Origin of the sequence: Microbulbifer magnicolonia (assembly GCF_035117725.1) — a bacterium.
Lineage (GTDB): Bacteria > Pseudomonadota > Gammaproteobacteria > Pseudomonadales > Cellvibrionaceae > Microbulbifer > Microbulbifer magnicolonia.
In genome coordinates this window covers 1,607,772-1,628,083 of record NZ_JAYEFD010000001.1, presented here as the reverse complement: position 1 = coordinate 1,628,083, position 20,312 = coordinate 1,607,772, and the positions used below count along the sequence as shown (strand labels likewise).

Here is a 20,312-nt window from a genome sequence, read left to right as displayed (position 1 = left end):
GGTGCGGACCGCCGAGGGGCGCCGGGAAATGGAAAAATCAGAGCAAAAATTTATGACAAATCCTTTTGATATGGTGTTGTTTGGCGGTGGCGGCGACCTGGCACTGCGCAAGCTGATTCCGGCCCTTTACCGCGCCCACATGGAAGGCAGCCTCGTCGAAGGTTCTCGGATCCTGCCGGTGTGCCGACGCCAGGGCGACGTGGATCAATACCTGAACACCGCCCGGGATGCCTTGAAAAAGCACCTGCGCGATGGCGAATACAGCGAGTCCCTGTGGCAGGAATTCAGCCAGCTGCTGCGCCCAGTGGCGCTGGACATTGCCGTGCCGGATGAGCAGTGGGACCAGCTGGCGGATATTCTCGGCGGCGATGACGGGCGCGGGCGTATCTTCTATCTGGCCATACCGCCGGGGGTGTTCGGCCCCTGCTGCGAGAACCTGTCGCTGAAAGGACTGATTAACGAGCGCTCCCGCGTGGTGGTGGAAAAACCGCTCGGTTACAACGCGCAGACCTCCGACGAAATCAACAGCAAGATCGCCAGCTACTTCCCGGAAGAGGACATCTTCCGCATCGACCACTATCTCGGCAAGGAGACGGTCCAGAACCTGCTGGCACTGCGATTCAGCAATGTGCTGTTCGAGCATCTGTGGGATGCCACAACCATCGACCATATCCAGATCAGCATCTCGGAAACCGTCGGCCTGGAGGGCCGGGCGGGCTTCTATGACGAGACCGGCGCACTGCGCGATATGGTGCAGAACCACCTGCTGCAGCTGCTGTGCCTGATCGCGATGGAATCCCCCAACAAGATGACCGCGAAAAATATCCGCGCCGAGAAAATCAAGGTACTGGAGGCATTGCGCCCACTGGTGGGTGACGCGGTGGACAAGAATGTTGTCCGCGGTCAGTACGTCGCCGGCGGTCTGGGCACGCAGCTGGTGCCCGGCTATCTGGAAGAGCTGGAAGCGGCCGGCAGCAGCACGGAGACTTTCGTGGCGATACGCGCACATATCGATAACTGGCGCTGGGCCGGTGTGCCCTTTTATCTGCGCACCGGCAAGCGCATGGAAAAGCGCTGTGCGGAGATTGTGATCCAGTACAAGAAGGTCTCCCACCGCGTGTACGACGAGTCGGCCGGTGAAATCAGTCCCAACCGCCTGGTGATCCGCCTGCAGCCGGAAGAGAGCATCAAGCTGGTGCTGATGGCGAAGAAGATGGACAGCCTGACCACCGAGCTGCAGCCGGCCGAGCTGAACCTGACTCTGTCGGATACCTACGACAGTTTCCGCAGCGACGCCTACAAGCGGCTGATGCTGGATGCCGCGGCCAACAACTCCGCGCTGTTTATCCACCGCGACGAAGTGGCCGCGGCCTGGGCCTGGGTGGATCCGATCGTCGATTACTGGCGCGAGACCAATAACCAGCCGCATCTCTATCGCGCCGGCAGCTGGGGGCCGCAAGCCGCCAACGAGCTGCTGACCCGCGACGGTCGCCACTGGTTCAACGCACATTAAACACCTGCTCAATGCCGAGTCGAAAATAGCATGGTCGAAGAAAAATTTTATTCCGATCGCGAACGCCTGGTGCAGGCACTGGCCCACGACTGTGCCTGTGACCTGCAAAAAGGCATCAAGGAGCGCGGGCAGGCGAGTTTCCTCGTCTCCGGCGGCAGCACGCCCGAGCCGGTTTACCGCGAACTCTCCAGGCGCCCGCTGCCCTGGTCGCAGATAGCTGTCGCCCTGGTCGATGAACGCTGGGTGGAAAGGACCGCGAGTGGCAGCAATCAGGCGTTTATCGAGAGCTGCCTGTTGCAGAACTGCGCCGCCGAGGCGCCGTTTCTCGGCATGAAAACGCCGCACGCCACCGCCGCGGAGGCTGAGGCAGATTGCGAGCGCGCCTACGGTGAATTGCCGCGGCCCTTCGACGTCTGCGTACTCGGCATGGGCAGTGACGGACACACCGCCTCCCTGTTTCCCCACGCCGAGGGCCTGCAGGCGGCGCTGGATCCGAATAGCGCGAAACTGTGCAGTGCAATCACCGCAAAGCAGAGTGCCGTCACCGGCAGTCACACCGAGCGCATGACCCTGACGTTGGCGGGCATCCTGCAGGCGCGGGATATCAAGCTGCTAATCACCGGCGACGAGAAGCTGAAAGTGTACCGCGAGGCGCTGCTCGGCAGCGACGAGCTGGAAATGCCGGTGCGCAGCATTCTCAAACAGGGATTGAAAGCGGTCACCGTTTACTGGGCGCCCTGAAGCGAGCTCGATGGTGCGCGCGGCGCACCCCGCAGGGTCGATCGTAGGGTGCGCCGTGCGCACCACTGAAATGGAAGCTGGAATTTAAAGATGCAAAAGAATCTCGCCGAAGTACTGGAACAGGCCGGAGTGGTACCGGTGCTGGTCATTGAAAAAGTCGAAGACGCGCTGCCGCTCGCCGAGGCGTTGGTGGAAGGTGGCCTGAATGTACTCGAAATCACCCTGCGCACCGAGGCGGCGCTGGGGGCTGTCGAGCAGATTGCGAAACATCTGCCGGACGCTCATGTGGGCACCGGCACAGTGCTGAGTGGTGACGACCTGCGCCGCTCCGTGGATGCCGGGGCCAGTTTCCTGGTGAGCCCCGGTTCGACGGAGCTGCTGCTGGACGCGGCGGAAGGCAGCGATGTACCGCTGCTCCCCGGCGCGGCCAACCCGTCCGAAGTCATGCGCCTGCTGGAGCGCGGCTATCGCTACCAGAAGTTTTTCCCGGCGCAGGCCGCGGGCGGCGTGCCGATGCTGAAGTCCATCGGCGGCCCCCTGGCTCAGGTGAAGTTCTGTCCGACCGGCGGCATCGGCCCGGGCAATGCGGCCGACTATCTGGCGCTGCCTAACGTTGTCTGCGTGGGCGGTTCCTGGATGGCCACTGCCGGTTTGGTGCGCGACAAAAACTGGGCCGAGATCACCCGCCTGTCGAAAGAGGCGTCCGCGTTGAAATAAACAGACGCTCCGCCGGGGTGGCCACAGCGGCTAACCGGTGAGGCTGAAGGGAATGATCAGATTCAAATAATGAGGGTATAGCGAGATGAAAATTAAAATTGCCATCAATGGCTACGGCCGCATCGGCCGCAATGTCACCCGCGCGATCTATGAGTCCGGCTACGGCGATCGCATCCAGCTGGTTGCGATCAACGACCTGGCACCGGTGGAGTCCAATGCGCACCTGACCCGCTTCGATACCATTCACGGTCGCTTCAATACCGAGGTGAAGGTAGACGGCGATGCGCTGCTGATCGGCGGCGATCGCGTGCAGGTTTGCCAGGAGCGCGACCCGGCGAAGCTGCCGTGGCGCGAGCTGGACGTCGACCTGGTGCTGGAGTGTACCGGCCGCTTTACCGACAAGGCGTCGGCCTCGGCGCACATCGCCGCAGGCGCCAAGGCGGTGCTGATCAGTGCGCCCTCCAAGGATGCGGATCTGACCGTCGTCTACGGCGTGAATGATGACAAACTGACGGCGGATCACAAGGTCGTTTCCAACGCCTCCTGTACCACCAACTGCCTGGCGCCGGTCGCCAAGGCCCTGCACCGCGCGCTGGGCATCGAGCGCGGCTTCATGACCACGGTGCATGCCTACACCAACGACCAGAATACCCAGGACGCGGTGCACGCAGATATCTACCGCGCCCGCGCCGCCGCCGACAATATGATCCCCACCAAGACCGGCGCCGCAGCGGCCGTTGGCCTGGTGTTGCCGGAACTGAAAGGCAAGCTGGATGGCATGGCGGTGCGCGTGCCGGTGAGCAATGTGTCCCTGGTGGACTGCCAGTTTATCGCCAGCCGTGAGACCAGTGCGGAAGAGGTCAATCGCATCATGCAGGAGGCGGCCGAAGCCAGCGGCGTACTGACTTACTGCGACCAGCCACTGGTATCCGTGGACTTCAACCACACCACTGCGTCCAGCCACTTCGACGCCAACCACACCCGTGTAAACGGCAATCTGGTCAAGGTGATGGCCTGGTACGACAACGAGTGGGGCTTCTCCCACCGCATGCTGGACACGAGCCTCGCCATGGCGGAAGCGTTACAGCTCAATCGGGTCGTCGCAGAGACTGCCTAATCTTTCCTGTTCTCGCCGCCCTCGCCATTTGGTGCGGGCGGTTCACTTAAATCTTCTCAGAATAAATTCCAGCTGGACTCTATGATTCGCCATACCAAAATTGTCGCCACGCTTGGCCCGGGCACCGACAAGCCTCGCGTTATCGAGGAAATGATCCGCGCCGGCGTCAATATCGTGCGCCTGAACTTTTCCCACGGCTCTGCCGATGACCACCGCCGCCGAGTCGAGGAAGTGCGCCGCGCCGCCGCCACCCAGGGCAAAATGGTCGCGGTACTGGGCGATCTGCAGGGGCCGAAAATCCGCATTGCGCGCTTTTCCGAGGGCAGTATCTGGCTGGAGAACAACAGCGAATTCGCGCTGGACCTGGACTGCCCGCCGGAAGGCGGCGACCAGCACCGCGTCGGGGTCGACTATCCGAGCCTGATCAGTGACTGCAATGCGGGCAATATTCTGCTGCTGGACGACGGCAAGATTCGCCTCGAGGTCACCGGCACCACGCCGCGCAAGCTCTACTGCCGCGTACTGCAGGGCGGCAAACTGTCCAACAACAAGGGCATCAACCTGCTCGGTGGCGGCCTGTCGGCGCCGGCACTGACGGAAAAAGATTATCGCGACATTGTGCTGGCGGCCGAGCTGGAAGTGGATTTCCTTGCGGTCAGCTTTCCGCGCTGCGCGGAAGACCTGGAGACCGCGCGCCGCGCGATGCAGGAGGCGGGCAGCCAGGCGGCCATCGTCGCCAAGGTCGAGCGGGCCGAGGCCGTTGCCGACGACGAGCAGATGGACAACCTTATCCTCGCCTCCGATGCCATCATGGTGGCGCGCGGCGACCTGGGCGTGGAGATCGGTGACCCGGCGCTGATCGGCGTGCAGAAGAAACTGATCAACCGCGCCAACGCGCTGAACCGCGGCGTGATCACCGCGACGCAGATGATGGAGTCGATGATCACCAGCCCCACGCCGACCCGAGCGGAAGTCATGGATGTGGCCAACGCAGTGCTCGATGGCACTGACGCGGTCATGCTGTCGGCGGAAACCGCGGCCGGGGACTTTCCCGTAGCGGCGGTCGAGTCGATGAGCGAAGTGATCGTCGGCGCCGAGCAGTATCTCGGCAGCGTGCCGCGCCCGGCCGCGAACCAGAGCGCCTCCGACCGCATCGACACCGTGATCGCCCAGGCGGCGATCGACGTGGCCGCGCGGGTGGAGAACCTGTGCGCGGTGGCGGCGCTGACGGAATCCGGCCGCACCCCGCGCATTATGTCTCGAGCCACCACGCAACTGCCGATCTATGCCCTGACCCGGCACCCGGCCGTGGCGCGCCAGCTGGTGCTACTGCGCGGCGTGGAGCCGGTGGCGTTCGATCCGGCCTCGGTGCCCCTGGGCCACCTGACCGAATCGATCATCGAGGTGCTCGGCTCCCGCCTGGACCTGCAAAAGGGCCAGCGCATTCTCATTACCCAGGGTGAGCGGCTTAACGTCGGCGGTCATACCAGCTCCATGCGCATCAAAGAAATTGAGTAATTTTTAGACAGTTCGCTCCGCCCGCATTATTTGGTCAGGGCGGAGTGAATACTCCTAACCCTTCCTTCAATTAAATTGCCACTCGGCACGCTCAATAATTGAGCGCGGCGCAAATGCTGATTTCCGGCTGGAGCGGTCATTCCTGACTATATGGCACCTGCGGCCAATAACGCCGGCAAATTCTCTAACTCATTGTTTCAATTGAATTTTTTATTCGAATAAACGACAGATGGCGTTAATTGCGTTGGATTTAGACGGATATCGGGTTAAATCGCGTTCCCAGCAGTAGCTTTTTATTTTCTTTCTGTGTATTGTCGATCGCGGAATGACAGCGCTATCATAAAAACGAAATGACAACGCTATCATTTTGCAACACGATGTTAGCCTTGTACGACAACTCAAAAGAATTCTGACCAGATTTTCAAATCAATAAAAAAGGAAGGGGAAATCGATGCTTAAGCGCAACAAACTCGCACTCTCCATCAGTGCGGCTGTCCTGACCGGTGGCCTGGTGGCTCCGCTGGCAGTTGCCCAGAACAGCGGAGAGGGTCTCGAAGAGGTTACCGTTACAGGTATTCGCGGTTCTCTGCAGGACGCCCTCAGCACCAAACGCGACTCCTACGCGATCGTAGATGCGATCTCTGCCGAAGATATCGGCAAGTTTCCGGACAAGAACGTCGCAGAATCTCTGCAGCGCGTTCCCGGTGTCACCATTCAGCGCCAGTTTGGTGAAGGTGCCGCCGTATCCATTCGCGGTGCAGGTAATGACCTGACGTTGACCACGTTGAACGGTCAGAACGTTGCCTCTACTGGTTGGTTCGTGCTCGAGCCGGCGAAGCGCAGCTTCAACTACGAGCTGCTGCCGTCTGAACTGGTGGGCGATATTGAAGTCTACAAGAGCTCGCAGGCCGATCTGGCCGAGGGTGGCGTCGGCGGTACCGTCGTCATCAACACGCGCAAGCCGCTCGATCTGGATGCCATGACCCTGCACGGTTCTGTAGAGGCTTCCCAGCAGTCCGACTCTGATTCCACCGATCCGCAATTCTCCGGCCTCGCCAGCTGGAAGAACGATGCCGAAACCTTCGGTGTACTGGTCTCCGCCGTATCCCAGGAGCGCCAGCTGCAGCGTCAGGGTAACGAGGCTTTCTGGCAGTGGGGCGCCGGTCCGGTTGCCTTCGAGCAGGAGCGCAAACGCTCCGCCGTCAATGCTACTTTCCAGTTCAAGCCGATGGAAAACCTCGACATCGTTTTCAATGCAATCGACATGCAGATGGAGGCGGACAATACCAACTACGCGCTGTGGCTTACCCAGGGTGACTGTGGTTGGGGTCAGGTGGCTCCGGGCGAAGAAGGGCACAGCCCGCAGTGTTGGAGCGGCCTGGGGGAGACTAGCCAGTGGATCGACCAGGGTCGCGTGAATTCCGATGGCGTTGGTGTTCCGGCGGCAGGACCGCTGTATTCAGCCTACTGGCAGGCGCGTCCCCGCGAAGCGACCATGAACTCCGACGTGTTCGATCTGTCTGCGACTTACTCCGGTGAGTCCTACGAGTTGAGCTTCCAGGCGGGCCGAACCACTTCGACAGGTGGTACCGACTTCGAAATGGTTCTCGATGACGGCAGTGGCGGCCAGCTGATTGACGGCACCTATGACTTCACCGGTGGCAAGCAGACCTGGGATACTCAGGGCTTCGATATGTCCAGCTATATCCCGGACACTGTGCTGATGGGTACCGGCGCCAACTTCAATGCCACGCCGAAGACTGACGAAGAGAGCTACTTCCAGGCCGACCTGGAGTTCGACGTCGCTTTTGGCATGGTCAACTCCATCAAGACCGGCATTAAGACCGCGGATCACAACACCACCAGCCGGCGCTTTGAGTTCCTGCAGGACGCGAGCTTCGTTCCGGAAATCGCTACCGCCGATATCCTGGACGGCACCATCGAGGCGGGCTCCGGTAGCTACGACATCGTCAGACTCGACGACGACGCGCTGAAGGACTGGGCCAAGTCCTCCATCACCGGCAAGGTCGAAGATCTGGGCTCCTACAGTGAGATCGACGAGACCAACAATGCCTTCTACGTTATGGCCACTTACGCCGGTGATCGCGTGCGCGGTAACTTCGGTGTGCGCTATGTGAACACTGATGCCACATCCGTTTACTATCTGGACGGCCAGAAATCCAAGACCGATGCCAGCTACTCCGAGGTGCTGCCGAGCTTTAACCTGGCCTACGACCTCTCCGAGGACCTGATCCTGCGCACCTCGGCGGCCAAGGTAATGGCGCGCCCGCAGTACGTGGATATGTACGTTAACCCCAACGTGCTCGGCTCTAACGATGGTGTCGATAACAACCAGGTCTGGGTAGTCGGCAATGTTGGCCTGCAGCCGTACACCGCCAATCAGTTTGACCTCGGCGTAGAGTGGTATTTTGCCGAGGGCTCCCTGCTGTCCGGTGCTGTCTTCTACAAAGACGTATCCAACTTTGTGACCATTAGCGAGTACCAGGCCAGCGCGAGCGAGATCCCGTATGATCTGCCCGCCAGCGAGGCCGCGCTCGGCTGGACCGTGCAGGAACTGGACAATGGTGAGAGTGCCGATATCACTGGTATCGAGTTGGGTTACCAACAGGACTTTGGCAACGGCTTCGGTGCCATCGCCAACTACACCTGGACCGACACCTCCACCGCCGAGGACACTTTCACTGATGCCAACCCGTTCCTGAGTGACAGCTCTGAGAATGTGTACAACCTGACCGGTTACTACGAGAACGATATGTTCTCCGCGCGTCTGGCCTACAACTGGCGCAGCGAGTACATGATTCGTGAGTCCGGTTCCTACGGTAACCGCCTGCACGATGACTTCGGCAGCCTGGATCTGAGCGCCGTGTGGTACGCGACCGACAACATCGATGTTAAGCTGGACGTGAACAACCTGCTGGCCGAAGAGGCTGTGCAGAAAGGTAACAACCAGTTCGCCGATGCCAACGGTTTCGCACAGGGCTTCCCGCTGTTCGAGTATGAAACTGCTCGCCGCGTGAATCTGGGTGTTTCCGCCAAGTTCTAAGTCCGGCTTGGAACGAAGAGGTAACGGAAAAAGGGAAGTTTATGCTTCCCTTTTTTCGTATGAAAAATATACTAGCCGGGCATCTAACAAAATAACCAAGCTAATTTGATGGTGTTGTATGACGAGTAAGCAGTCTCCCAAAGTAGTTCCCCTGCAAAGCAATGTGCACAGCAAGCTGAAAGTGCGTGAACTGGGTACTTTCGAGCATGTGAAAGAGAGCCACATGGTCCCGGTTACCGCGCACGAATTCACCAGGTTGGGAGCGGAATACCCGATCGTTTTTGTCAAGAATTCGGAGACCGGCCAGTTTCAGGCCGTGGCCCTGATGGGGCTGAAAGTGGGTGAAAACCTGTTCGTGGATGGCGACAAGTGGCAGGGCGTGTTCGTGCCCGGAGCCATTCGCAATCATCCCTTTGTGCTGGCTCCTGCAGGTCAGAACAAGGAGCAGCTGATGGTCGGCATTATTGAGAACAGCCCGCTGGTTGGCGAAGAAGAGGGCAATGCCCTGTTCAATGAGGGCGGGGAAGAGTCCGACTACCTGAAGGCGAAGAAAGAGACTCTGGTCAACTTCCTGGAAAGCGATCAGATGACCAAAGCCTTCGTGAACGTTCTGGTAGAGAAAGAGCTTCTGACTCCTCAGTCCGTATCGGTCAATGCCGGTGAAGAGAAAATCAACCTGAGCGGCCTTTACATCGTCGATGAGAAGAAGCTCAACGAGCTGAGCGAAGAAGAGTTCGCAGACTTCCGCAAGCGCGGTTTCCTGCCGGCGCTGTACGCGCAACTGGGTTCACTGCATCAGCTGTCCAGACTGGCCAAGCTGCAGGCGGGCGCCTGACGATACAGTCCATTGACAGATCATGGATAACAATAAGCATGATGATGCGATAAAACATGTTCTGGTAGTGGGGGGAGGCACCGCCGGCTGGTTGTCGGCGTGCCATCTCGCCAAGAGGCTTCGGGCAAACGCTGCCGATGGCGTGCGCGTTACGCTGCTGGAGTCGGAGGATATTCCGACGATTGGCGTCGGCGAGGGCACTGTCCCCGCCATTCGGCAAACCCTGCAGCACCTGGGTATCAGCGAGACGGACTTTGTCCGCGAGTGCGATGCCAGCTTCAAGCAGAGCATCAAGTTTGTAGACTGGCTTCATTCGCCCCGTGGTGGCGAAAGTCACTACTACCACCACGTATTCGACTATCCCGACAACCGTTGTGCGGACCTCACCCGGTTCTGGCTGTCCCAGCTGGAAAAGCGCTCATCCTATGCGGATGCCGTGTCGGTGCAGGGAAGAATCTGCGATCGGGGGCTGGGGCCCAAGGACATCACCCACCCCGAATTCGAAGGCGCCACCAGTTACGCCTATCATCTGGACGCAGCCAAATTCGCCCGTCTCTTGACCCGACACGCCGTCGAGAAACTCGGCGTGCGACACCTGCTGGGCAATGTGCAGCGAGCGCGCCTGGGTGAAGACGGTGCAATCAAAGCGGTGGTTACCGATCGCCATGGCGATGTGGAAGCGGACCTGTTTGTCGATTGCACCGGCTTTTCGTCGCTGCTGCTCGGCCAGGCTTTAGGTGTCGGCTTTATCGATCGGAGAGACGTGCTTTTCGCCGATTACGCTCTGGCCGCCCAGGTGCCCTACACAGCGCCGGATACGCCAATACCAAGTTTTACGATTGCTACCGCGCAGGAGAGTGGCTGGACATGGGATATCGGCCTGCCGGCGCGGCGCGGTACCGGTTATGTCTATTCGAGCGCGCATACCGATCACGCGCGGGCGGAAGATACTTTTCGCCATTACCTGGGCAGCGAGGCCGAGCGCGTCGATGTGCGCCGCATCCCGATGAAGGTGGGCTATCGCGAGCAGTTCTGGCACAAAAACTGTGTTGCCATCGGGCTGTCCCAGGGGTTCGTCGAACCGCTGGAGGCGACCGGTATCCTCGTCTACGACGCTACGGCGAGAATGCTGGCGGAAACCCTGCCCGCGCGTACCAGTGTCATGGACCTGGTTGCCCGGCAATTCAATCGGCATGTGCGCTATACCTGGGACAGGGTCATCGAATTTATCAAGTTGCACTACTGTATCTCCCGTCGCGACGACAGCGATTTCTGGCTGGATAATCGGGATCCTGCGACGATTCCGGAAGCTTTGCGGGACAAGCTGCAACTTTGGAGATTTCAGCCGCCCACAGAGTACGACTTCCCGAGCAAGCTGGAAATTTTCAACCTGCCCAATTATCTGTACGTGCTCTATGGCATGGAGTACGAAACCTCCCTGGCCGCAATTGATCGACATCTGACGGATTGTCGGGTGGCGGAGACGCAATGCGCGCTTATCGCCGATGTATCTGGCCGGTTGTCCGGACAACTGCCTCCGCATCGGGAGCTGATCGAAAAAATCAGGCGTTTCGGCCTGCAAAAAATATAAATTTACTATGAGCGAACAGCAGTTGAAGGTCATCAATATTATTGGTGGCGGGTCTGCCGGCTGGATGGCCGCAATTTACCTGAATCGGTATTTCAACCGGGACAGAAAGAATTACACCATTCGGGTAATCGAGAGCCCGGACATCGGTATCATCGGTGTCGGCGAGGCAACGGTACACAGTATCCGTTTTTTCTTCGCCGCGATGGGGCTCGATGAAACCGAGCTGATGGCGGAGACCAATGCAACACTCAAGTCGGGCATCCTGTTTCGCAATTGGATGAAACCGACTGAGGGCAAGGTTCACGAATACTTCCACCCTTTTGATCAGCAGCAGCCCGGCGGCTCCATCGATATTTCTTCTGCCTGGTTTATCGCCAGCCGCGGTGGACGAGAGCGTTACGATCAGGGTGTGAGTGTAAATGCCCATCTGATCGACGCGGGCGTATGTCCCAAGACCATTTCCTCCGCGCCCTATCAGGCTATTACGCCCTACGGATACCACCTGGATGCGACTCTGCTGGCCCGCTTTCTGCGCCGCAAGGCGGTAGAGGCCGGTGTGTTGCATGTGCCTGCGACCGTCAGTGATGTCCAGGTAAATGGGGAAACCGTGCTGAGCGTCGACACCGACCAGGGGCGTTTTAGTGGCGACTTTTTTGTCGACTGCAGTGGATTCCGCGGCTTGGTGATCGAGAAGCTGCGGCGGGAAAACTGGTCATCGTTTGCCGAATCACTGCCGTGCGATCGAGCGGTGGCCATCCAGCGCGATCTACCCGCAGGGCAGGCGCCTAACTCCTACACCGTGGCGACCGCGCTGAGCAACGGTTGGGCCTGGCAGATCGACCTGGTCAACCGGCAGGGCTGCGGTTACGTCTACGATTCGAGCCGACAGGCGCCGGAAGATGCGGAGCGGGAACTGAGGCAGTTTCTCGAAGATGAAAGCCGGGTTCTGAAATGCACCCATCTCGAGATGAAGGTTGGTTGCCGGAAGGAGTTCTGGATTGGCAACTGTGTCGCTGTCGGGCTGGCGGGAGGGTTTATCGAGCCGCTGGAGTCAACCGGGTTGCATATGGTGCATCTGGGGGTGGGCCTGCTGGCAACGCATTTGGCCGGCAGCGAGGAGGGCGGTGTGCCGCAGCCACTGCGCGATTCTTACAACGAAAAAATGCTCGGTTTCTACCAGGATCTGAAGCAGTTTATCGTCCTGCATTACTGCCTGAGCGACCGCGACGACACGGATTTCTGGCGCGCGGCTGCGGCCACTGTGGACGGCTGCCCCTGGCTCAAGTCCCGGCTGGCCATTTGGAAACACAAGATCTGTGAGTACCAGGATTTTGCCGGCAGCTTCGCCAGTATTTTTACCGATACCAATTATCGCTACGTGCTTTACGGCATGCAGCACTGCCCTCAGCTGACGTTCGAGATCTCCGGGGCCGAAAGTGCGTCGATCTTCGCCCGCTTCAGGGCGCTGGTGGATCGGGCGCTATCCGGTTGCATGGAACACTCGGCCTACCTGCAAATGGTTCACGCGGCGGAAAAGGGTGGGTCAGTACATGTCTAGTTTCGCAGCCACGCTCGGCCGTTTTTGGCCGTGGTTGGTGAGTCTGGCCGTCTTCTATCTCGTCTGGCTGCTGCTGGTGGCAGGCATCGGTTACTGGGAGGCAGCGATTGACCACTGGCCCATGGCGCTCGCCATGGCGCTGGGCAGCTACGCCGCGGGGTCCACGCCGATGGGCGGGGGTACCGTCGGCTTTCCCGTCCTTGTCCTGCTGTTCGATACCCCGGCCACCCTCGGTCGCGATTTCAGTTTTGCGGTGCAGTCCATCGGCATGGTGAGTGCCAGTATCTTTATCCTGTGTCGCCGGCAGCCGTTGGCCTGGTCCATGCTGCGCGGCGCCATGCTCGGCTCGCTGGTCGGGACCCCCTTGGGAATCCTCTTTCTCGCGCCGCTCATCCCGGAATTGTGGGTGAAGCTGGTGTTCGCGGTGATTTGGGGGAGTTTCGGCGTGCTGCACCTCTACCGTCTCGGTGAAATCACGTCGCACGCCAGGGTGGCTGGCGCGTGTCCGCGCCGGGATTTCCGTATCGGATTGTGGCTCGGTACGCTCGCCGGCGGTACGGCGGCCGCCGTGACCGGCGTGGGTATTGATATGGTCGTCTACGCGGCGCTCGTGCTCCTGTGTCGGGTGGATCTGAAAATCGCGATTCCTACCTCGGTGGTGATCATGGCGTTCACTTCGCTGGTCGGCGTAGTGGTCAAGACGCTCGCTGGCGACTGGCAGCCGCAGGTGTTTGGCAACTGGCTGGCAGCGGCGCCGGTGGTCGCACTGGGGGCCCCGCTGGGTGTGTTTATCGTGGGTCTCATTGGGCGCCGGCCGACCCTGTTGGTCGTGGCAATGCTTTGTGTCGTGCAGTTCGTGTGGACTTGTGTGGCCGAGTGGCCTGCGCTGGGGATTGCCGGGCTGCTCGTGGCCCTGTTTTCGCTGGGTGTCTGCCTGGCGGGATTTGAATGGGTGCGGCGTGCCGGTTTGCGCGTGGTCGAGGTGGCAGGCGCGGAGTTGACAGGCAGGGAGCGACGCGAGCGGGCTGGATACGCTATGCCAGCGGGAATATCCGGCGCGGTTTGACGGGGGCGTTGGCGCTTTGGAGCGGCGCGCCGGTTAATTTGAGTCGGCGCTGCTGTCTGGCATCAGTTGCGGAAAGGAAAATGGCTGGGGCGGAAGGATTAGCTTCGCCCTGCGGGCTCGCTGGTCTCCGGCGGCCCTGCCGCCTCCGGCTCGAACCCGTCGAGTCCCGGAGTTTCGATCCGCATACTGCGAGTCGGGAATAATGGCTGGGGCGGAAGGATTCGAACCTTCGCATGACGGGATCAAAACCCGCTGCCTTACCGCTTGGCTACGCCCCAGTTTCAGGACTGCGAAACGATCGCTCGCAGTTTGAAAATGGTAGCAAGGGGGAGACTTGAACTCCCGACCTCAGCATTATGAGTGCTGCGCTCTAACCAGCTGAGCTACCTTGCCACAGTTTTCTCGATAATTGTTGGCCAATGGGCCTTACCGAGGGCGCGCATTATCGGGCGCGGGGGCGGGGCTGTCAACCCCTGTTTTCGTTGTCTTTTCAGTAAGTTAGCGATTCTTGCCGGCCGCGTTTGAAGATGCGGTCAGTCCTCTAGCGGCCTCTGCCGATAGCGGCAAACAGGGAGCCGCAGACGACCGCCGCCGCGCCCAGCCAGCTGATCCAGTTCAGGGGTTCCACCTCAATATAGTCGGGCCACAGGAGGCCTATCAGCGCGCTCAGCGCGAGGGTCATCAGCGGTACCAGTGCCAGGGTGGCGCTGACGCGCGAGGCCTCCCAGTTGGCCAGGGCTTTACTGAAGGCGCCGTAGGCGATCAGCGTGTTGGCCGTCAGGAAGAGCAGCAGGGCCCAGCCCAGCCAGTCCAGTTTAACCACGCTGAGCGGATCCGCCATTGGCAGGAAGCACAGGGTGCCCGCCAGATAGATGAGTACCAGCAGATCCTGTGGTGTGGCACGGCTGAGAATTTTCTTCTGGTAGAAACCGTAAATGGCCCAGCCGAAGGCGGCGACGACGATAAAGCCGAGGCCGACAAGGTAGTCTGCATTGCTGCCGCCGATCAGCTCCGGCAGTCGCTGGTTGAAGAACAGCGGCAGGCCGACGGCCACCATAACCACGCCCAGCCACTGGCGCGGGGAGAAGTGTTCGCCGAGCCACAGCACGCTGGAGATCAGCAGCATCAGCGGCGCCAGCTGGATGACTATCTGCGCGGCACCGGCGGTGACGTAGTTGAGGCCGGTGGCGTAGGTCAGATAGTTGGTCAGCAGTCCCGCCACCGCCAGCAGCGTGAATGGCAGCAGGGCGCGTTCGAACAATTGACGCAGGTTCAGCCGGCGCGACCAGCCGTAGTAGCCGCCTGCCAGTACGGCCGCGCCGACGAAGCGGTACCAGGTGGCGGTAGCGGCGCTGATGCTGTCCAGCAGGCCTTTCAGGGCGATGGGCAGCAGGGCCCACATGAAGGTGGTGATCAGGGCCAGGGGCAGGCCGATTTTCCAGTTGGATTGGATCATGGGGCTGGGTACAAGCTTGAGGGGTTGTGGGGAATGCCTTCTCCCCGGGCCCCTCTCCCATTTATGGGAGAGGGGAGGGTGGGCATCAGACGTTGAAACGGAAGTGGATCACGTCGCCGTCCGCGACCACGTACTCCTTGCCTTCCAGCCGCCATTTGCCGGCTTCCTTGGCCCCCGCTTCGCCCTTGTAGGTGACGAAATCGCTGTAGCCGATCACTTCCGCGCGGATGAAACCCTTTTCGAAATCCGTGTGGATCTTGCCCGCCGCCTGCGGCGCGGTGGCGCCCAGCGGAATGGTCCAGGCGCGCACTTCCTTGACGCCGGCGGTGAAATAAGTGTGCAGGCCCAGCAGCTGGTAGCCGGCGCGGATGACGCGGTTCAGGCCCGGCTCATCCATGCCCAGCTCTTCGAGGAATTCCTGTTTCTCGTCGTCGTCCAGTTCTGCAATCTCGGATTCCAGCTTGTTGCAGATGGGCACCAGCACCGCGTTTTCTTCGGCGGCTATGGCGGCCACGGCGTCCAGGTGCGGGTTGTTCTCGAAGCCGTCCTCGTGCACGTTGGCGATATACATGGTCGGCTTGATGGTCAGCAGGCTCAGCTCGCGGAGGCTCTCGAGTTCTTCGCCGGAGAGGCCGAAGGAGCGCAGCGGCTTGGCCTCGTCCAGGTGCGGCAGGATCTTTTCCAGCAGTGCCTTCATCTTGATGGCGTGCTTGTCCTGGCCCTTGGCGGCGCGCGTGTAGCGCTGCAGCGCCTTTTCCACGGTATCCAGGTCGGCCAGCGCCAGCTCGGTGTTGATCACTTCGATATCCGCCACCGGGTGTACCTGGTTGGCCACGTGAATGACGTTGTCGTCCTCGAAGCAGCGCACCACGTGGGCGATGGCGTCGGTTTCGCGGATATTGGCCAGGAACTTGTTGCCCAGGCCCTCGCCCTTGGAGGCGCCCGCCACCAGGCCGGCGATATCGGTGAATTCCATCGTGGTGGGAATCACTTTCTGCGGCTTGACGATCTCCGCCAGCTTGTCGAGCCGCGGGTCCGGCACCGGCACTACGCCGGCATTGGGCTCAATGGTGCAGAAAGGAAAGTTCTCGGCGTCGATGCCCGCCTTGGTCAGGGCGTTGAACAGCGTGGATTTGCCCACGTTGGGCAGGCCGACGATACCGCAAGTAAATCCCATGGTCTGGTTCCTGTGTGCTTGTCCGGGAGTAGGGTGCGCCGTGCGCACCATTTGCGCTCGAGCGGTGCGCGCGGCGCACCCTGCGATTAGCCGTTGGTGTGCAGTGTTTTCATGGCCGCGCCCCAGTCGCCGGCAGCGGCGGTGGGCATCACATCGACGGCGCGGTCGATGGCTTCGGCCAGTTGTTCCTGTTCCGCTCTGGGGGCGCGTTGCAGCACAAAGTTGACCACCTCGCGGGCGCTGCCCGGGTGGCCGATGCCGAGACGCAGGCGCATGAAGTCGCGGTTGTTGCCCAGGGCGGAAATGATGTCCCGCAGGCCGTTGTGGCCGCCGTGTCCGCCGCCGGCTTTCAGGCGCGCGGTGCCGGGGGGCAGGTCCAGCTCGTCGTGAGCGACCAGAATGGCTTCGACGGGAATCTTGAAGAAATTCGCCAGCGGGCCTACTGACTGGCCGCTGCGGTTCATATAGGTGGTGGGGATCAGCAGGCGCACGTCCTGGCCGCCGATCCGCACACGGCCACTGAAGCCGTGGTACTTGCCGTCCGGCACGAGCTGGGCGCCGTGGCGGCGGGCCAGCTCGGTGACGAAATCGGCACCGGCGTTGTGGCGCGTCCGGTCGTACTCGGGGCCGGGATTGCCCAGCCCCACGATCAACTGGATTGGCGTGTCCGGTGCCTTGGTCAAGGTGTTGACCCTTACTCTTCGCCTTCGCCTTCAGCTGCTTCAGCTTCGGCTTCAATGGCGCCGCGCGGCTTGTGCACGGAGGCGACGACCAGGTCGTGGTCGGTGCCGTGGCTCAGGTCCACAGACTCAACACCCGCCGGCAGTTTGATGTCGGAGATGTGAATGATGCCGTCCATTTCCAGGTTGGCCAGGTCCACTTCGATGAACTCGGGCAGCTTGGAAGCCGGTGCGCTGATTTCCAGCTCGGTCAGAGTGTGGGACACGATGCCGCCCGCCTTGACGCCTTTGCAGGTTTCTTCGTTCAGGAAGTGCAGCGGCACTTTGACGTGAACTTTGGTGTTGGCGGAAACGCGCTGGAAGTCGACGTGCAGCAGCAGTTGCTTGGCCGGGTGGCGCTGCAGGTCGCGCAGGATTACGGTGTCGGACTTGCCGTCGATGTCCAGGGTCAGAACGGAGGAGAAGAAAGCTTCGTTCTCCAGGGCCTTGAACATGTCTTTCTGCAGCAAGGAGATGGACTGCGGCTCGGACTTGCCACCGTAAACGATGCCGGGGACACGACCTTCCTCACGACGCAGGCGGCGGCTCGCACCTTTCCCTTCGTCGCTGCGGACGTTGGCGTTCAGTTTGATATCAGACATGGGGTAAACCTCGGGTTGTCTGTCCAGAGTGACCTGCGACCGGACCGCTCTGGCGTTGCTGTAAATCGGATTGCTTCAATCCAATAGTAAACGCCCGGCGGGGCCGGGCGGGCGCGTATTCTACGGGATGTGGTGGGTTAGCGCCAGTGGGGGCGCCCCTTGTGTTCGCCCGGGATGGGATTGCTTCGTGGCTGGTTCCGTGGCGGCCCTGCTACCGGTATTCGTTTGCGGGACACGGGCTAGGCGCCCCCCCGAAGTACATCCCTGTAGGCTCGTCGGCGGCCATCCCTGGCCGCCGACGGTCCCGCAAACGAATCCCGGTATCAGGGCCTGCGCATCAAGTTCTACGCCTGGCCGTCCTTCACAGGGCGAACGCAAGGTTCGCCCCTACAAATGAGGTGGGTGTCGAGTCAGCGGAACATCGCCGACAGGGACTCCTCGTTGCTGATGCGGCGCATGGACTCGGCCAGCATCGCGGACAGGGTCAGCTGGCGGATCTTCGGCGCCCTTTCCATCTTGTCGCCCAGCGGGATGGAGTCGGTGACTACCAGTTCATCCAGTACCGACTTGTTCAGGTTCTCGATGGCATTGCCGGACAGCACCGGGTGGGTACAGTAGGCCACCACTTTCAGGGCGCCGTGCTCCTTCAGGGCATGGGCGGCGTTGCACAGGGTGCCGGCGGTGTCGACCATGTCGTCCACCAGCAGGCAGGTGCGACCGTCGACCTCGCCGATGATGTTCATCACCTCGGCCACATTGGCGGCGGGGCGGCGTTTGTCGATGATGGCCAGGTCGCAGTCGAGGCTCTTGGCCACAGCGCGCGCGCGCACTACGCCACCGATATCCGGGGATACCACCACCAGGTTTTCGTAATTCTGGCGCTCGATATCGTCCAGCAGTACCGAGGAGCCGTAGACGTTGTCCACCGGCACGTCGAAGAAGCCCTGGATCTGCTCGGCGTGCAGATCCACGGTCAGTACCCGGTCGATGCCCACGCTGACCATCATATCGGCCACCACCTTGGCGGAAATCGGCACGCGCTGGGAGCGCACGCGGCGATCCTGGCGGGCGTAGCCGAAGTAGGGCACCACCGCGGTGATGCGGCCGGCGGAGGCGCGGCGCAGGGCGTCGACCAGCAGGATCAGTTCCATCAGGTTGCGGTTGGTGGGCTGGCAGGTGGACTGCACGACGAACACGTCACGGCCGCGCACGTTATCGGTGATTTCTACTGCAATCTCGCCATCGGAGAAGCGCTTGACCACCGCTTCGCCCAGGGGGATCGCCATATGGTCGACAATTTTCTGTGCCAGTTCCGGGTTAGCGTTGCCGGTAAAGACCATTAAGTCAGCCACAATAAGAGTCCCTTTGGTTCTGTCTGGAAATGAAATGAAGTGTAGATGCCTGTAATTGTGAAAGCTGTTAGCGCGCGATTGCGTCACCTTTATGCCGGGCGGCACAGGCGGCCGCGAAGGATCGTGAAATTGGCTCGTTCCGGAGCTCGCAGCGACACAGGGAGGTGTCGCCCGCAAATCAACTTGTTGATTTGTCGTGAGCCAAGTGCGGACATGTGCCGCGCTAGGCGTCTTTTGCCGGATTCAGGGATGAATCCGGCAAAACTAAAAAGTGGCTGGGGCGGAAGGATTCGAACCTTCGCATGACGGGATCAAAACCCGCTGCCTTACCGCTTGGCTACGCCCCAGTAAAATTTGCGCCTTAAATGGCCGGCGCAATCTTCGCGAGTTGCCGGTGGGTGGGAGATTCCTGCACCCCGGCGGCAACAAAGCCGCGCCACCCGGTCGGCAGACTGGCGAGCACGTCGTTGGCCGCCTGTGCCGAGTCAAACGCTGCGAATACGCAGGCCCCGGTACCGGTCAGTTGCGCTTTGGCAAACTGCTGCAGCCACTCTCGCGCCGCACGGATTTCCGGGTAGAGGCTCTCGACCAGTGCCTGGCAGTCATTGCCGGCGTGCTGCTCCAGCCAGTCGCTGTCCAGCGCTGTGTCGCCGGGTAGCCCCTCGCGAAGGGCCGCTAATGTAATTGCGGTGGAATCTCTTGTCAAACGGGGATCGCCAAAAACCGCCGCGGTGCTGACCGCGCAGTTGGGCACCAGCACCAGGTAATGGCGCGACGCCGTTATTACCGGTGTCAGTCGCTCGCCGACGCCCTTGGCCCAGGCGGTACGACCGCGCACGAAGACCGGGACATCCGCGCCCAGCTGGCGCCCCAGCTCGGCCAGCTCATCGAGGCTCAGCTTGCAGCCCCACAGGTGATTGAGTCCGAGCAGGGTCGTGGCCGCGTCGCTGCTGCCACCGCCGATGCCGCCGCCGTGGGGCAGGTTCTTCTGCAGGCGGATATGCGCGCCCTGCGTAGCGTCAGTGTGCTGCTGCAACAACCGTGCGGCGCGGAAGATCAGATTGTCCTGCAGCGGAATATCGAGATTGCCGGCGTCCACGCTGATCTGCCCGTCCCCGCGCGGGGAAAATTCCAGCATGTCGCCGAAATCCAGCAGCTGGAACAGCGTCTGCAATTCGTGATAGCCGTCGGGCCTGCGGCCGAGAATGCGCAGGATCAGGTTGAGTTTGGCGGGGGCGGGTAACTGCAGAGGCATGATTGAAATGACGGATAGATTAGGCAGATTG

At 60.9% G+C, this 20,312-nt stretch carries 16 protein-coding genes and 3 tRNA genes; 10 read left to right on the top strand and 9 right to left on the bottom strand.

Annotation, left to right across the window (positions count from 1 at the left end):
* Window positions 1-52: 52 nt before the first annotated feature.
* The 10 genes from zwf (at window position 53) to RRF64_RS07125 (ending at window position 13,720) form a co-directional block, all read left to right on the top strand.
* Window positions 53-1,513: a glucose-6-phosphate dehydrogenase gene (gene zwf / locus RRF64_RS07170; RefSeq protein WP_323845147.1), complete on the top strand. Its 1,461-nt coding sequence runs from the start codon at window positions 53-55 to the stop codon at window positions 1,511-1,513.
* 30 nt (window positions 1,514-1,543) lie between these two features.
* Window positions 1,544-2,254 (top strand): 6-phosphogluconolactonase, encoded by a 711-nt coding sequence (gene pgl / locus RRF64_RS07165; RefSeq protein WP_323845146.1) that lies wholly within the window; start codon window positions 1,544-1,546, stop codon window positions 2,252-2,254.
* 90 nt (window positions 2,255-2,344) lie between these two features.
* Window positions 2,345-2,971, top strand: coding sequence for a bifunctional 4-hydroxy-2-oxoglutarate aldolase/2-dehydro-3-deoxy-phosphogluconate aldolase (locus RRF64_RS07160; RefSeq protein WP_323845145.1), 627 nt, complete (start codon window positions 2,345-2,347; stop codon window positions 2,969-2,971).
* A gap of 85 nt (window positions 2,972-3,056) precedes the next feature.
* Window positions 3,057-4,088, top strand: coding sequence for a type I glyceraldehyde-3-phosphate dehydrogenase (gene gap / locus RRF64_RS07155; protein ID WP_323845144.1), 1,032 nt, complete (start codon window positions 3,057-3,059; stop codon window positions 4,086-4,088).
* An 81-nt stretch (window positions 4,089-4,169) separates the two neighbouring features.
* A complete protein-coding gene (gene pyk, locus RRF64_RS07150; protein WP_323845143.1) occupies window positions 4,170-5,606 on the top strand; it encodes a pyruvate kinase in 1,437 nt (478 codons plus the stop codon).
* 451 nt (window positions 5,607-6,057) lie between these two features.
* Window positions 6,058-8,670, top strand: a complete 2,613-nt coding sequence (locus RRF64_RS07145) for a TonB-dependent receptor (RefSeq protein WP_323845142.1) — start codon at window positions 6,058-6,060, stop codon at window positions 8,668-8,670.
* Between the two features lie 118 nt (window positions 8,671-8,788).
* Window positions 8,789-9,505 (top strand): SapC family protein, encoded by a 717-nt coding sequence (locus tag RRF64_RS07140; RefSeq protein ID WP_323845141.1) that lies wholly within the window; start codon window positions 8,789-8,791, stop codon window positions 9,503-9,505.
* A 22-nt stretch (window positions 9,506-9,527) separates the two neighbouring features.
* A complete protein-coding gene (locus tag RRF64_RS07135; protein WP_323845140.1) occupies window positions 9,528-11,096 on the top strand; it encodes a tryptophan halogenase family protein in 1,569 nt (522 codons plus the stop codon).
* Window positions 11,097-11,103: 7 nt separating this feature from the next.
* Window positions 11,104-12,654, top strand: a complete 1,551-nt coding sequence (locus tag RRF64_RS07130; RefSeq protein WP_323845139.1) for a tryptophan halogenase family protein — start codon at window positions 11,104-11,106, stop codon at window positions 12,652-12,654.
* On the top strand, window positions 12,647-13,720 hold the full coding sequence (locus RRF64_RS07125) for a sulfite exporter TauE/SafE family protein (protein ID WP_323845138.1): 1,074 nt from the start codon (window positions 12,647-12,649) through the stop codon (window positions 13,718-13,720). Before RRF64_RS07130 ends, RRF64_RS07125 begins: the two co-directional genes overlap by 8 nt.
* A 203-nt stretch (window positions 13,721-13,923) precedes the next feature.
* Here the strand turns inward: RRF64_RS07125 and RRF64_RS07120 are convergent.
* The 9 genes from RRF64_RS07120 to ispE form a co-directional block, all read right to left on the bottom strand.
* A tRNA-Gln gene (locus tag RRF64_RS07120) sits at window positions 13,924-13,998 on the bottom strand.
* 38 nt (window positions 13,999-14,036) lie between these two features.
* A tRNA-Met gene (locus RRF64_RS07115) sits at window positions 14,037-14,113 on the bottom strand.
* Window positions 14,114-14,261: 148 nt separating this feature from the next.
* A complete protein-coding gene (locus RRF64_RS07110) occupies window positions 14,262-15,176 on the bottom strand; it encodes a DMT family transporter (RefSeq protein WP_323845137.1) in 915 nt (304 codons plus the stop codon).
* Window positions 15,177-15,261: 85 nt separating this feature from the next.
* A complete protein-coding gene (gene ychF, locus RRF64_RS07105; protein WP_323845136.1) occupies window positions 15,262-16,353 on the bottom strand; it encodes a redox-regulated ATPase YchF in 1,092 nt (363 codons plus the stop codon).
* An 86-nt stretch (window positions 16,354-16,439) separates the two neighbouring features.
* Entirely contained in the window at window positions 16,440-17,036 is a 597-nt protein-coding gene (gene pth, locus RRF64_RS07100; RefSeq protein WP_323845135.1) for an aminoacyl-tRNA hydrolase, read from the bottom strand.
* A gap of 11 nt (window positions 17,037-17,047) precedes the next feature.
* The gene (locus RRF64_RS07095; protein WP_323845134.1) at window positions 17,048-17,674 is read right to left on the bottom strand and encodes a 50S ribosomal protein L25/general stress protein Ctc; all 627 of its coding nucleotides are present in this window, start codon (window positions 17,672-17,674) and stop codon (window positions 17,048-17,050) included.
* A 410-nt stretch (window positions 17,675-18,084) separates the two neighbouring features.
* Window positions 18,085-19,014 carry a ribose-phosphate pyrophosphokinase gene (locus tag RRF64_RS07090; protein ID WP_323845604.1) on the bottom strand — a complete coding sequence of 310 codons (930 nt, stop codon included), beginning with the start codon at window positions 19,012-19,014 and terminating at the stop codon, window positions 18,085-18,087.
* Between the two features lie 284 nt (window positions 19,015-19,298).
* Window positions 19,299-19,373: transfer RNA gene (locus RRF64_RS07085), tRNA-Gln, on the bottom strand.
* Window positions 19,374-19,387: 14 nt separating this feature from the next.
* Window positions 19,388-20,281: a 4-(cytidine 5'-diphospho)-2-C-methyl-D-erythritol kinase gene (gene ispE, locus RRF64_RS07080; RefSeq protein WP_323845133.1), complete on the bottom strand. Its 894-nt coding sequence runs from the start codon at window positions 20,279-20,281 to the stop codon at window positions 19,388-19,390.
* Window positions 20,282-20,312 lie beyond the last annotated feature (31 nt).

What these genes read in the sequence shown, in the direction of transcription:
- zwf (WP_323845147.1), top strand. Translation starts at nt 53, where the DNA reads ATGACAAATCCTTTTGATATGGTGTTGTTTGGCGGTGGCGGCGACCTG.
- pgl (WP_323845146.1), top strand. Translation starts at nt 1,544, where the DNA reads ATGGTCGAAGAAAAATTTTATTCCGATCGCGAACGCCTGGTGCAGGCA.
- RRF64_RS07160 (WP_323845145.1), top strand. Translation starts at nt 2,345, where the DNA reads ATGCAAAAGAATCTCGCCGAAGTACTGGAACAGGCCGGAGTGGTACCG.
- gap (WP_323845144.1), top strand. Translation starts at nt 3,057, where the DNA reads ATGAAAATTAAAATTGCCATCAATGGCTACGGCCGCATCGGCCGCAAT.
- pyk (WP_323845143.1), top strand. Translation starts at nt 4,170, where the DNA reads ATGATTCGCCATACCAAAATTGTCGCCACGCTTGGCCCGGGCACCGAC.
- RRF64_RS07145 (WP_323845142.1), top strand. Translation starts at nt 6,058, where the DNA reads ATGCTTAAGCGCAACAAACTCGCACTCTCCATCAGTGCGGCTGTCCTG.
- RRF64_RS07140 (WP_323845141.1), top strand. Translation starts at nt 8,789, where the DNA reads ATGACGAGTAAGCAGTCTCCCAAAGTAGTTCCCCTGCAAAGCAATGTG.
- RRF64_RS07135 (WP_323845140.1), top strand. Translation starts at nt 9,528, where the DNA reads ATGGATAACAATAAGCATGATGATGCGATAAAACATGTTCTGGTAGTG.
- RRF64_RS07130 (WP_323845139.1), top strand. Translation starts at nt 11,104, where the DNA reads ATGAGCGAACAGCAGTTGAAGGTCATCAATATTATTGGTGGCGGGTCT.
- RRF64_RS07125 (WP_323845138.1), top strand. Translation starts at nt 12,647, where the DNA reads ATGTCTAGTTTCGCAGCCACGCTCGGCCGTTTTTGGCCGTGGTTGGTG.
- RRF64_RS07110 (WP_323845137.1), bottom strand. Translation starts at nt 15,176, where the DNA reads ATGATCCAATCCAACTGGAAAATCGGCCTGCCCCTGGCCCTGATCACC.
- ychF (WP_323845136.1), bottom strand. Translation starts at nt 16,353, where the DNA reads ATGGGATTTACTTGCGGTATCGTCGGCCTGCCCAACGTGGGCAAATCC.
- RRF64_RS07095 (WP_323845134.1), bottom strand. Translation starts at nt 17,674, where the DNA reads ATGTCTGATATCAAACTGAACGCCAACGTCCGCAGCGACGAAGGGAAA.
- RRF64_RS07090 (WP_323845604.1), bottom strand. Translation starts at nt 19,014, where the DNA reads ATGGTCTTTACCGGCAACGCTAACCCGGAACTGGCACAGAAAATTGTC.
- ispE (WP_323845133.1), bottom strand. Translation starts at nt 20,281, where the DNA reads ATGCCTCTGCAGTTACCCGCCCCCGCCAAACTCAACCTGATCCTGCGC.